At 70.6% G+C, this 11,724-nt stretch carries 10 protein-coding genes and 1 tRNA gene; 5 read left to right on the top strand and 6 right to left on the bottom strand.

All coding sequences use genetic code 11. The annotated features are described in order from the left end of the window. Nucleotides 1–5: 5 nt before the first annotated feature. Complete coding sequence (locus tag ACKUU6_RS18290; protein ID WP_407989650.1) at nt 6–497, bottom strand: Lrp/AsnC family transcriptional regulator; 492 nt, start codon at nt 495–497, stop codon at nt 6–8. Nucleotides 498–609: 112 nt separating this feature from the next. Between ACKUU6_RS18290 and ACKUU6_RS18285 the strand changes: the two genes are divergently transcribed. Beyond that, a complete protein-coding gene (locus tag ACKUU6_RS18285) occupies nt 610–2,244 on the top strand; it encodes a histidine decarboxylase (RefSeq protein WP_407989649.1) in 1,635 nt (544 codons plus the stop codon). Between the two features lie 125 nt (nt 2,245–2,369). Further along, nucleotides 2,370–3,383 (top strand): hypothetical protein, encoded by a 1,014-nt coding sequence (locus tag ACKUU6_RS18280; RefSeq protein WP_407989648.1) that lies wholly within the window; start codon nt 2,370–2,372, stop codon nt 3,381–3,383. A gap of 203 nt (nt 3,384–3,586) precedes the next feature. Here ACKUU6_RS18280 and ACKUU6_RS18275 read toward each other — a convergent pair whose 3' ends face one another. Beyond that, nucleotides 3,587–3,940: a hypothetical protein gene (locus tag ACKUU6_RS18275; protein WP_407989647.1), complete on the bottom strand. Its 354-nt coding sequence runs from the start codon at nt 3,938–3,940 to the stop codon at nt 3,587–3,589. 431 nt (nt 3,941–4,371) lie between these two features. Continuing rightward, nucleotides 4,372–4,445: transfer RNA gene (locus ACKUU6_RS18270), tRNA-Thr, on the bottom strand. Between the two features lie 277 nt (nt 4,446–4,722). Between ACKUU6_RS18270 and ACKUU6_RS18265 the strand changes: the two genes are divergently transcribed. The 3 genes from ACKUU6_RS18265 to ACKUU6_RS18255 all read left to right on the top strand — a co-directional run bounded on the left by ACKUU6_RS18265 (nt 4,723) and on the right by ACKUU6_RS18255 (nt 7,394). Further along, nucleotides 4,723–5,814, top strand: a complete 1,092-nt coding sequence (locus tag ACKUU6_RS18265; protein ID WP_407989646.1) for an ABC transporter ATP-binding protein — start codon at nt 4,723–4,725, stop codon at nt 5,812–5,814. 192 nt (nt 5,815–6,006) lie between these two features. Continuing rightward, nucleotides 6,007–6,444, top strand: a complete 438-nt coding sequence (locus ACKUU6_RS18260) for a hypothetical protein (RefSeq protein WP_407989645.1) — start codon at nt 6,007–6,009, stop codon at nt 6,442–6,444. Between the two features lie 203 nt (nt 6,445–6,647). After that, nucleotides 6,648–7,394: a nucleotidyltransferase family protein gene (locus ACKUU6_RS18255; protein WP_407989644.1), complete on the top strand. Its 747-nt coding sequence runs from the start codon at nt 6,648–6,650 to the stop codon at nt 7,392–7,394. Between the two features lie 91 nt (nt 7,395–7,485). On the opposite strand, the gene ACKUU6_RS18250 is transcribed toward ACKUU6_RS18255, so the two are convergent. From ACKUU6_RS18250 to cysS, 3 genes are all read right to left on the bottom strand, one after another. Then, complete coding sequence (locus ACKUU6_RS18250; RefSeq protein ID WP_407989643.1) at nt 7,486–9,018, bottom strand: DoxX family protein; 1,533 nt, start codon at nt 9,016–9,018, stop codon at nt 7,486–7,488. 192 nt (nt 9,019–9,210) lie between these two features. Next, the gene (gene rlmB, locus ACKUU6_RS18245) at nt 9,211–10,206 is read right to left on the bottom strand and encodes a 23S rRNA (guanosine(2251)-2'-O)-methyltransferase RlmB (protein WP_407989642.1); all 996 of its coding nucleotides are present in this window, start codon (nt 10,204–10,206) and stop codon (nt 9,211–9,213) included. Between the two features lie 119 nt (nt 10,207–10,325). Continuing rightward, the gene (gene cysS, locus ACKUU6_RS18240; protein ID WP_407989641.1) at nt 10,326–11,720 is read right to left on the bottom strand and encodes a cysteine--tRNA ligase; all 1,395 of its coding nucleotides are present in this window, start codon (nt 11,718–11,720) and stop codon (nt 10,326–10,328) included. Nucleotides 11,721–11,724: the final 4 nt, after the last annotated feature.

Here is an 11,724-nt window from a genome sequence, read left to right as displayed (position 1 = left end):
CCGCTTCACAGCTCCGGAGTGAGCCCCCGACGGCCGGGGATCTGCTCGAAGATCAGGTTGGTCCGGGTCTGGGCCACCGCCGGGTGGGTGGTGAGGTGGTCCACCACGAAGTCGCGCAGGGCATCGGGGTGCGCGAGGGCGACGTGCAGCAGGTAGTCGTCGGAGCCGGCCATGTGGAACACCGCCACCACACCCGGCATGTCGGGCGCCGCGTCCCGAAAGCTCTCGTTCTGCTGCCGGGTGTGCGCCCGGAGCCGGACGGAGATCATCGCCTGCAACGGCAGCCCGATCGCCGCGGGCGCGATCTCCGCCTTGAACCCCCGGATCACCCCGCGCTCGCGCAGCGCCCGCACTCGGGCCAGGCAGGTCGACGGGGCTATCCCGACCGCCTCGGCGAGCGCGTTGTTCGGCGTACGGGCGTTGTCCACCAGGATCCGCAGGATGGCCCGGTCCACGTCGTCCAGGGGCGCCCGGTGGGCGTGAGGAAAGTTCGGCACAGCGCACAGGTTCGCCCCTGGTTCCGAAGATGCGCAAGCTTTCGGCGCCTGATTTCGAATCTTCTGCGGACTGCTTCCCTCCTCACCGTCAGAGGTTCCATCCTGAGCAGCCATGAGCCGAACCGACCTCCTCGACGGGCCCGACCTTCTCGACGGACCGACCCTCCTCGTCCCGCCCACCGACGAGCCGGACGCCGCCGACTTCGCCCTCCCCGTCACCGGCCTGGGCGAGGACCAGCGCCTGCGCGCGCTCGACCGGCTCGACGGCTACCTGACCAGGAAGCGCCGCAACCTGCTCGGCTACCAGGCGACGCAGGAGATGGGCGGCTGCGCCTTCGACCTCGGCCGGTTCATGCAGCACAACATCAACAACCTCGGTGACCCGTTCCAGAGCGGCGGTTACAAGCCCAACACCAAGGTCGTCGAACGCGCGGTGCTCGACTACTACGCCGCCCTGTGGCACGCGAACGGGCCGCACGATCCGGCCGACCCGGAGTCGTACTGGGGCTACGTCCTCTCGATGGGCTCGACCGAGGGCAACATGTACGCCCTCTGGAACGCCCGCGACTACCTGACCGGCAAGCAGCTCATCCAACCGTCCACCACCTCCGCCCCGACGCCCGGCCCCGCCCACCCCAACTCCCGCCGCCCGGTGGCGTTCTACTCCGAGGACACCCACTACTCCTTCGCCAAGGCGGTCCGCGTCCTCGGCGTCGACACCTTCCAGGCCGTGGGCGCGGAGCACTACCCCGGCGAGTGCCCGCTGCCCGGTCTGCCCGACTGGCCGGCCGAGGTGCCGTCCCGCAGCGGCCCCTCCGGGCACTCCTGGGACGGCACCGGCGAGATCGACGTGGACGCCCTCGCCACCCTGGTGGAGTTCTTCGCCGCCAAGGGCCACCCGATCTTCGTCAGCCTCAACCTCGGCAGCACCTTCAAGGGTGCCCACGACGACGTCCGCCAGGCCTGCGAACGGCTTCTCCCGATCTTCGAACGCCACGGACTGATCCAGGCCCAGGTCACCCACGGCCGTGACCCGCAGACCGGCGAACCCCTCAGCGACCTGCGCCGCCGCTTCTGGATCCACGTGGACGGCGCCCTCGGCGCCGGCTACGCCCCGTTCGTCCGGATGGCCGCCGCAGACCCGTCGCACGGCTGGATCCCCGACACCGGCCTCCCCGAGTTCGACTTCGGCCTCAGCCTGCCCACCCGGGAGTTCGGCGACCTCGACATGGTCTCCTCCATCGCCATGAGCGGCCACAAGTGGCCGGGTGCCCCTTGGCCCTGCGGCATCTACATGACCAAGGTCAAGTACCAGATCTCCCCGCCGTCCCAACCCGACTACACCGGCGCCCCGGACACCACCTTCGCGGGCTCACGCAACGGCTTCTCGCCGCTGATCCTCTGGGACCACCTCTCACGCCACTCCCACCGGGACCAGATCGCCCGCATCCGCCGGGCCCAGGAACTGGCCGCCTACCTCGAGCACCAACTCCGTCTGTTGGAGCTCTCCCACGACCTGACCCTCTGGCCCGCCCGCACCCCGGGCGCCATCACGGTCCGCTTCCGCAAGCCCAGCCCGGCCCTGGTCACCAAATGGTCGCTGTCCTCCCAGGACGTGCTCACCACCCCCGGCGACGAGTCCACCCGCCGCAGCTACGTCCACGTCTTCCTGATGTCCTCCGTCGACCGCCCCAAGCTCGACGCCCTCCTCCACGACCTCGCCCACGACCCGGTCATCCTCGGCTGAACCCGTCCGGCGCGGGTACCTCCGGACCGCAGGGTTGCACCGCTGATCACCCGGGTCGAGGCTGGAACCGGGAGACCGTACGTCCCAGTCCGCACCCTCAATTACCGCGCTCCCATGGAGGATCCATGGCGGTAAGAGCTACGACCGAGACCAGGCACTCCGACGTGACCGGCATCGGCCAGTCCTCCTGGCGGCAGAGGTGTGCGTCATACATCGCCGACCTGCAGTCCCAGGTCGACAGGTTACGACCCCTGGTGGCGGCCGAGAACCAGAGCATCGCCACCATGGCGGACCGGCACCTGGAGGCCGCCCGCCAGGCCGTCTCGACCGCGGGGGGACTGCGCTCGATCTGGTCAGGCTCGGCAGTGGACCGGGCCTGGCCGAACCTGCACTCGGCCGAGGAGGCGATCCTCCGCATCTCTCCCACGGCCGACCTCCGATGGTGCGGAGCGACCGTCCTGGCCAAAGCGGAGCAGCACCTCGGGAACCAGGACCCGCAGCGAAAGCTCCTGGAGAGCCACCTGACCGACAACAGCCACCAACTCGACGAGACCTTCCGCGACTTGGCCGTACGTACGCTACACGCCGCCAACGACGCGGCGGACTCCGAACGGGCCCAGGTCCGAACGTTCCGCAACTTCCTCCTGGCCTCGGTCTTCGCCCTGACGATCCTCGTCGCCCTGTCCATCGCCTGGGGATTCGCCGCCCCCGGAGCCCTGGCGGAGAAGACCTGCTTCTATCCCGACGGAGTACGCCAGTGTCCGGTCGGCACCGGCGCGCCCTCGGGCGTCGACCTGATGCTCGTGGAGTTCATCGGAATGTGCGCAGCGGCCGTGGCCGGCGCGATCTCCCTCCGGCACATCCAGGGCACTGCGACGCCCTACATGGTGCCGATGGTGCTCATGCTGCTCCGGCTACCCCTGGGAGCTCTCTCCGCCCTGCTCGGAATCATCCTCATCCGCGGCGAGTTCGTCCCCGGCCTCACCTACCTCGACAACAGCGGCCAGATCGCGGCCTGGGCAATATTCTTCGGCATCGCCCAGGAGTCGATCACCCGCATGATCGACCAACAGGGCAACCGCGTCCTCGACAACGCCCGGGGCTCCATGAGGGAGTTCGCCACGGTCCCCCGCGAATGACCCACCCGACCGGGCCACACCCAAGCCACCGACAACGGAGGGCCGGTCCCGGGCACCGCCCGCGAGCCGGCTCCCCGCGCATTCGACGGACGCTGCGTGCGCCGAGCCCGTCGAGTTCGAACCGGCCATCCCGCTTTGCTCCCGGTCCGACCAACTCCGGCCTCAGACTCCCCTGACCACGACCCGATCACCACAGAGAAGTCTCATGTCCTCCTCATCGGACGTGAAGATCGTGACGTCGCCACGCTGACGCAGCGCCACGGCGGCAAGAGCAGCATCGGCGGCGCACTTGTGTCCACGCAGTCCAGCTGCCTCCGCAACTCGATCGCCTCCCCCGCGATCTCCTTCGTCACCGGCTCAACGGCGATCTTGGAGAGGGCCCATGCCCACGCGGCCTTCTTGACCCGCCCGTGGTAGCCCTCGATGAGCGTCATCGACGTGGTCACGACCCGGATGCCGGACCGATCCGCTTCCTTCAACCGGGCACCCGTCACCCGGTGCCCGAGGACGGCTTGTGACAAGCCCTCACTGTCGAGCACGTAGACGACCTCTGACATCAACCCGCCTTGCGGTGCGGCACAGAACGGGCCTTGCGCTCCGAGTGCTCTCGCTGGAGCGCGACCCTCTCCGCCTCTGCGAGCGCCAGCTCCGCGTCGCTGACCGCACCGTGCTCGCCCTCCCACCAGCCGACGAACTCATGCAGATGATCCCTCTCACGCTGACGCTCTATGGCCTGCGCGACGTACCTGCTGAAGCCCCCGACCCCACCTCGGCACGGATCTCCTCGGCCAGCTCCTCCGGCAGCGTCACCGTGTACTTCTTCGTTGCCATACCAGTCACCATACCGACCGAGCGCCACAGAGGAGCCGACGTGACACCGACCTGTAAAACATCGCGCCGCATACGCAAATGGCCTCGGACATCGTCCGAGGCCAGCGGTGAAGCCCCCAGAAGGCCAAAGCTGCAGCTCATCCGGGGTGGAAACGAGAGCCCCCTGTCGGGTTCGAACCGACGACCCCCGCTTTACAAGAGCGGTGCTCTGGCCAACTGAGCTAAGGAGGCGCGGTGACCGTCCGCGGCGAGGCCACGGCGGTACCAGTGGGCAGTGTACCGGGCGGGGGTGGCCGGGTGGGGAGGGTTATCGATCACCGGGGGCGGGGTCGTGATCGGACTGATGCCGAAATCGGCCGCTCGTAGGGCTGACAATCGGACGATCCGCCAGGTAGCGTCACCGGAAGCCCTCCCGTCAGTGGTACAGACCACTCGGGGAGGCGGACGACAACCCAACCTTTACTCGGATCGTCCGGCACGTTCCTGCCGGTGAAGGAGTGTGAGAACCATGGCTTCTGTCACGTTCGACAAGGCGACCCGGCTGTACCCCGGCGGCACCAAGCCCGCCGTGGACGCCCTGGAGCTGCATGTCGAGGACGGCGAGTTCCTCGTCCTGGTCGGCCCCTCCGGCTGTGGCAAGTCCACCAGCCTCCGGATGCTCGCGGGCCTGGAGGACGTCAACGGCGGTGCGATCCGCATCGGCGACCGTGACGTCACCCACCTGCCGCCGAAGGACCGGGACATCGCGATGGTGTTCCAGAACTACGCGCTCTACCCGCACATGACCGTCGCGGACAACATGGGCTTCGCGCTCAAGATCGCCGGCGTCAACAAGGCCGAGATCCGCACCAAGGTCGAGGAGGCCGCGAAGATCCTCGACCTGACCGACTACCTGGACCGCAAGCCGAAGGCGCTCTCCGGTGGTCAGCGTCAGCGTGTCGCGATGGGCCGCGCGATCGTCCGTGAGCCGCAGGTCTTCCTGATGGACGAGCCGCTCTCCAACCTGGACGCCAAGCTCCGCGTCTCGACCCGTACCCAGATCGCGTCGCTCCAGCGCCGTCTGGGCATCACCACCGTCTACGTGACGCACGACCAGGTCGAGGCCATGACCATGGGCGACCGGGTCGCGGTGCTCAAGGACGGTCTGCTGCAGCAGGTCGACAGCCCGCGCAACATGTACGACCGCCCGGCCAACCTCTTCGTGGCCGGCTTCATCGGCTCGCCCGCGATGAACCTGGTCGACGTGCCGCTGGTGGACGGCGGCGTGAAGTTCGGCGGCTCGGTCATCAACATCTCCCGTGACGAGCTGGCCGGCGCCGGCACCGACAAGAGCGTGACCGTCGGCATCCGTCCGGAGCACTTCGAGATCGTCCCGGCGGGCGGCATCGAGGGCGTCGCGGTCACCGTCAACGTGGTCGAGGAGCTCGGCGCGGACGGCTTCGTCTACGGCACCACCAAGATCGGTGGCGACGACAAGGACATCGTCGTTCGCGTGCACGGCCGTCAGATCCCGATGAAGGGCGAGACCATCCACGTGGTCCCGACCGGTGGCGAGACCCACGTCTTCAACACCACCACCGGTGCCCGCCTGAGCGCCTGACCGTCGTGACAGGGCGCGGCGGCGCCTGACGACTTGTCGACATCACGAACCCCCGGCCGGGGCATCACCGGTCGGGGGTTCGGTCGTCCGTGCCCCGTGCGTCAACCGAATGGCAGGACGAAACAGGACACGCGTCACTCATTGGGGTAACGGAGGGCGACCCGGGCCCCACACACCGCTACGCTCCTGACCGTGAAGCAGCTCGTGCGCCGCATCGGCCAGACCGTTGCCCTGACCCTGCCCGTGATCCTGGTGACCACCGGCACGCTCGCCGTCACCCGCGTCCCCTGGGCGCCACCGACCGGTCTCGACCAGCAGGTGGTGGCCGCCTCCAGCGGTGACGGCACCATCGGCCGCTCCGCGACCGCCACCAACACGCAGGGCATGGCCCCGCAGGACGCCCTCCGGGTCGACCTGATGGACGAGCTGCGCACCCACAACCCGGGTACCGCGCTCGACCTGCTGGAGCGCACCATGCGGGAGAAGCCCGCGCTCACCCCGTACTGCAGCACGCTGGCCGCCGACCTCGGCAAGGCCGCCGTGCGCAAGTACCAGGGCGACGCGCAGCGGGCCCGCTCGTTCGCCCGCCCGGTCTGTGACGGCTCGTTCGCCGCGGGTGTGGTCGGCTAGCGCCGCACTGCGGGCAGGGTCTGCCGCGGCACGTCGTAAGGCTCGTGCCCTCGGCGTGCCGGGCGAAGGCCAGACGTAGCGGACCTCCCCGGGCCTTCGGCCGGGTGCGGCGAGAGGATGTGCCAGGGCGAACCTCGCCGCGCGGCACCGGCTCGCGTTCCGGGTACCCCGTACGGTCCCGTCGGCAGCCCTAGAGTGCTGCCATGACCGCTGACTCCGCCGCACTGCACCCGTACGCCCCCGCCGTGACCCAGGCCGTCATCCTGGCGGGCGGGCAGGGTTCGCGACTGCGCCCGTACACCGACGACCGGCCCAAGCCGCTGGTCGAGATCCCCGGTACCGGGATGCCCATCCTGGGGCACCAGCTCGGCTGGCTCGCCGCCGAAGGTGTGACCGATGTGGTGATCTCCTGCGGGCACCTCGCCGAGGTGCTGCAGGAGTGGCTCGACCAGGCCGACCTGCCGCTCGCCGTCAGCACCGTGGTGGAGACCGTCCCACTCGGGCGCGGCGGCGGCCTGAAGTACGCGGCCAAGGCGCTCCCCCGCCCCCGTGAGCCCTGGTACGCCACCAACGGCGACATCTGGACCAGGTTCAGCCTGCGCGACATGGCCGCCTTCCACCACGAGCGGGACGCCGTCGCGACGCTCGCACTGGCCCGGCCGCGGATCCCGTGGGGCGCGGTGGAGACCGACCAGTTCGGCAACGTGCTCGACTTCATCGAGGCGCCGCCCTCGCCCTTCCTGATCAATGCCGGGCTGTACGTCTTCGGCCCCGACTTCCAGGACCTGCTGCCCGACGTCGGCGACCACGAGCGCACCACCTTCCCCCAACTCGCCCGCAGCAAGCGGCTGGCGGGCTACCAGCTGCCGCAGGGGTGCTTCTGGCGCGCGATCGACACCGCGAAGGACCTCACCGAGGCGGCCAAGGAGCTTGCCACGCTGAACTCCTGACGGGAAACCACCACAGTGGAGGGGCGGTGGACCGTTGGTACGGTCCACCGCCCCTCCACTGCTCAGCCGTCCGAGACGTCCGAGCCGGCTGTCAGGCGTCCACCCCTGCCGGACCGGCGCCGGCACCGGCGCCCGCAGCCGAGCCCATCCCGACCAGCAGCGGAGCGCCGAGCACCCCGCCCAGCAGCCCGCTGGGGCTGCTGGAGGCCGGCCTCGGCGCGGTGCCCGTGCCGCCGGTCCCGGTGCTGCCGGAGCCGGTGCCCGCCGTGCTGCCCTTGCCCGACGGCACCGGGGCGACCGAGCCGGACTCCGACTTGGTCGAGTGCGGCTTCGCGCTGCCGCTCTTGCTGGGCGAGGGCGTCGGCGTCGGCGTGGGGGTCTTCGGCGCCGGGCTGGCCGGGGGCGGCGTCGGCGAGGGGCCGTTGCCGGGCCACATCGGCGAGCCGAAGTCGGTCGGGGGCCTGACCGGCGCCGGGTCGGGACGGCCGCCGGTGCGGACCGCCGCGCCGAGCATCGAGCCGAGCAGCAGGGTCAGCCCGACCACCACGGCGGTCACCACGCCGCTGCGGCGCAGGATCCGCCGTCGCAGCGCGGCCGGTGCCGAGGTGCCGTACCGGCGCCAGGCCTCCAGTGCGATCCGGCCGTCCAGCGAGCCGAACGGCGCCCCGGCGATCAGCAGCGGGCTCCAGGCCGCCAGGAAGATCAGGTCGGGAGTGTCGTAGACCGGCACCGCCCGCCAGCTGACCGTGAAGAGCAGCGCGGCCGAGAGAGCCATCGCCATACCGGCTGCGACCCGCTGCCAGAGGCCGAGGATCGACAGCACGCCCACCACGATCTGGATGAACGCGACCGCGAGACCCGAGCCCACCGGGTGGGCCATCGCGAAGTCCAGCAGCGGCCGGGCGACCCCCCACGGGTGCAGCGAGGAGAGCCAGCGCATCATCGAGCCGCGGTCGCCGCCGTCGAAGTACACCGGGTCGCAGAGCTTGCTGAACCCGGCGTAGACCGAGAGCGAGCCGAGCACGATCCGCAGCGGCAGCAGCACCAGGCCGAGGTCAACCTTGCGGCCGGGGTACTTGCCCTGCCCGTAGTCGGTGCCGACCGCCGAGACCTCGGGCAGCTCGCCCGTCGGGGCCCAGCTGTCCACCGGCTCCGGCACGGGCGGCCTGGCCGGCCGGTACGCCTGGAGCTGTTCGGTGGCCTCGCCGCCGACCGGCCGGGCCGGGGCCGGCACGGTGTTGAGGCGGACCGCCTCCAGCAGCTGGGTGGCAGCCTGGTCGCCGGGGGCCGCCTGGCCCGTCCAGGTGACGGCGGTGACCCGCCCCTTGCGCCGGACCGGGGTGGCACCAGCCACCGCCGCGCCGGCGAGCGCCGCTGCGCCGGCACCGGCCAGCGCCGGGACCTGTACGCCGCCGACCACGACCTGGGGGGTGACCATCGGGCGTGGGGTGAAGGCCGCCGTCCCGTACGGGTCGCCGAAGACCGCGCCCGCCGGGGCGTCGATCATCGGGGCCACCGGGGCGGCCAGCCGGACCCGGAAGCTCGCCTGGGTACTGCTGAGCCGAGCCGGGTCGGACGGCACCTTGACCGTGTTGAGGCCGGGGCCGGCATCTATTCCCGCCATGCCGCCCGGGGCAGGGCGCCGAGGTGTTCTGGTGTCCACACCCGTCTAACCGGGTGACGGCCGGTTAGGACACTCTCCCGGGTGGATTCTCGACCCGGATTGAACTGATCATGAGTAAACCGACCGGGCCTGACCAGGCCCGATCGGTTCACGTCGGTTCACTGCGACAAATGAGCGTCAGGTTCCGGTGGTTCAGGCGCCCTTGGCCCGCATCCGGGCGGCCTCGTAGAGCACGATGCCCGCCGCGACACCGGCGTTCAGCGACTCGGTCGCCCCGGGCATCGGGATCCGCACCCGGATGTCACAGGTCTCCGAGACCAGCCGGGAGAGGCCCTTGCCCTCGCTGCCGGCCACGATCACGACCGGCCCGGTGAGCGCCGCCAGATCGCCGATCTCCGCCTCGCCGTCGGCCGCCAGGCCGACCACGAGCAGACCGGCCTTCTGGTACGCCTCCAGCGCGCGGGTCATGTTGGTGGCGCGCGCCACGGGCAGGCGCGCCGCGGCGCCCGAGGAGGTCTTCCACGCCCCGGCGGTCATGCCGGCGGCCCGGCGCTCCGGGATCACGACGCCGTGCGCCCCGAAGGCGGCGGCGGAGCGGACCACGGCGCCGAGGTTGCGGGAGTCGGTGACCCCGTCCAGCGCGATCACCAGCGCGTCCTCGCCGTTGTCGGCGGCGTCGGCGAGCAGGTCCTCCGGGTGCGCGTACTCGTACGGCGGAACCTGGAGCACCATGCCCTGGTGGTTCATCCCACCGGTCATGTTGTCGAGCTGGACGCGCGGCGCCTCCATCAGCGGCACACCGCGCTCGGTGGCGGCCTGCAGCGCCTCGCGCACCCGGTCGTCGGTGTCGATGAACTGGAGCACGTACAGCGCGGTGGCGGGCACCCCGCCGCGCAGCGCCTCGACCACCGAGTTGCGTCCGAAGACCAGCTCGGCCGCGCCCGCGCCGCCACGGCCGCCACGGCCGGCGGCCCCGGCCCGGCGCATGCCGGCCCGCGACTTGGCGTCCATCTCGCGCTTCACGGCGGCGTTGGCCTGCCGCTGCTTGATGTGACCCTTGCGGGCCGAGGCGGGCGGCGTCGGGCCCTTGCCCTGGAGCGCCTTCCGGCTGTGCCCGCCGGTGCCGACACTCGCGCCCTTCTTCGAGTCGGGGTTGCGTCGGTTCCTGCGCTGGCTGTTGCCGGCCATGGCTGTACTTCCCTTGTCTGTCTCGCACGCCCCGGCGGCGACCGCCGGCAGCATACTCTGCGTCATGCGGATGGGCCGTACCGGTCAGGTACGGCCCACCCTCACCCCGGAGAGCGGGGTTACTGGTTGTTGAGCGTCCAGCGTGAGCCGGTCGGGCCGTCCTCGATGGACAGGCCCGCCAGCACCAGCTGGTCGCGGATCGCGTCCGCGGTCGCGAAGTCCTTGCGGCCCCGGGCGGCCTGCCGCTGCTCCAGCACCAGCTGGACCAGCGAGTCGACCACTCCGTGGAGGTCGTCGCCGCGTTCGGCGCCGGCCCAGTGCTCGTCGAGCGGGTCGAGACCCAGTACACCGAGCATCGCACGGACCTCGGCCAGTCGCGCCACCGCGTTCTCCTTGTCGTCCGCGGTCAGGGCGCTGTTGCCCTGGCGGACGGCGGTGTGCACGACGGCCAGCGCCTGCGGCACCGCGAGGTCGTCGTCCATCGCCTCGGCGAAGGCCAGCGGCACCTCGGGCGCCGCGTCCACCGGACCGCAGAGCTCGGTCACCCGCTGGATGAAGCCCTCGATCCGCGCGAACGCGGTCTCCGCCTCGCGCAGCGACTCCTCGCTGTACTCGATCATCGACCGGTAGTGCGGCCCGGCCAGGTAGTACCGGAGCACGATCGGGCGCCAGCGCTGGACCATCTCGGAGATCAGCACCGAGTTGCCGAGCGACTTCGACATCTTCTCGCCGCTCATGGTGACCCAGGCGTTGTGCACCCAGAAGTTCGCGAAGTCGTCGCCGAAGGCCTTGGACTGCGCGATCTCGTTCTCGTGGTGCGGGAAGATCAGGTCGAGCCCGCCGCCGTGGATGTCGAAGGACGCCCCGAGGTACTTGTGCGCCATCGCCGAGCACTCCAGGTGCCAGCCGGGACGGCCGCGCCCCCACGGGGTCTCCCAGCTGGGTTCGCCCTCCTTGGAGCGCTTCCACATCGCGAAGTCGCGCGGGTCCCGCTTGCCGGTCTCGCCGGTGCTCTCCGGTTGCCGGAGGTTGTCCAACTCCTGGTTGGAGAGCGCCAGGTACTCGGGGTACGTGGTCACCGCGAAGTAGACGTTGCCCTCGGACTCGTAGGCGTGGCCCTTCGCGATGAGCGTCTGCATCATCTCGATCATCTCGGGCACGTGGCCGGTGGCCCGCGGCTCCGCCGAGGGCGGCAGGCAGCCCAGCGCCGCGTAACCCTCGTTGAAGGCACGCTCGTTGGTGTACGCGATCTGCCACCACGGGGTGCCGAGCTCGCGCTCCTTCTGGATCACCTTGTCGTCGATGTCCGTGACGTTGCGGACGAAGGTGACCTGGTAGCCGCGGTAGCCGAACCACCGGCGCATCACGTCGAAGTTGAGGTTGGACCGGATGTGTCCGATGTGCGGGGGCGCCTGGACGGTCGCGCCGCACAGGTACATGGAGACACAGCCCGGTACAAGCGGGACGAAGTCGCGTACCTGGCGGGTGCTGGTGTCGTACAGGCGAAGGCTCACAGCG

Source organism: Kitasatospora sp. CMC57, from assembly GCF_045866025.2.
In the GTDB taxonomy this organism is placed as follows: Bacteria; Actinomycetota; Actinomycetes; order Streptomycetales; family Streptomycetaceae; genus Kitasatospora.
This window is presented reverse-complemented; position numbering and strand designations above follow the sequence as displayed.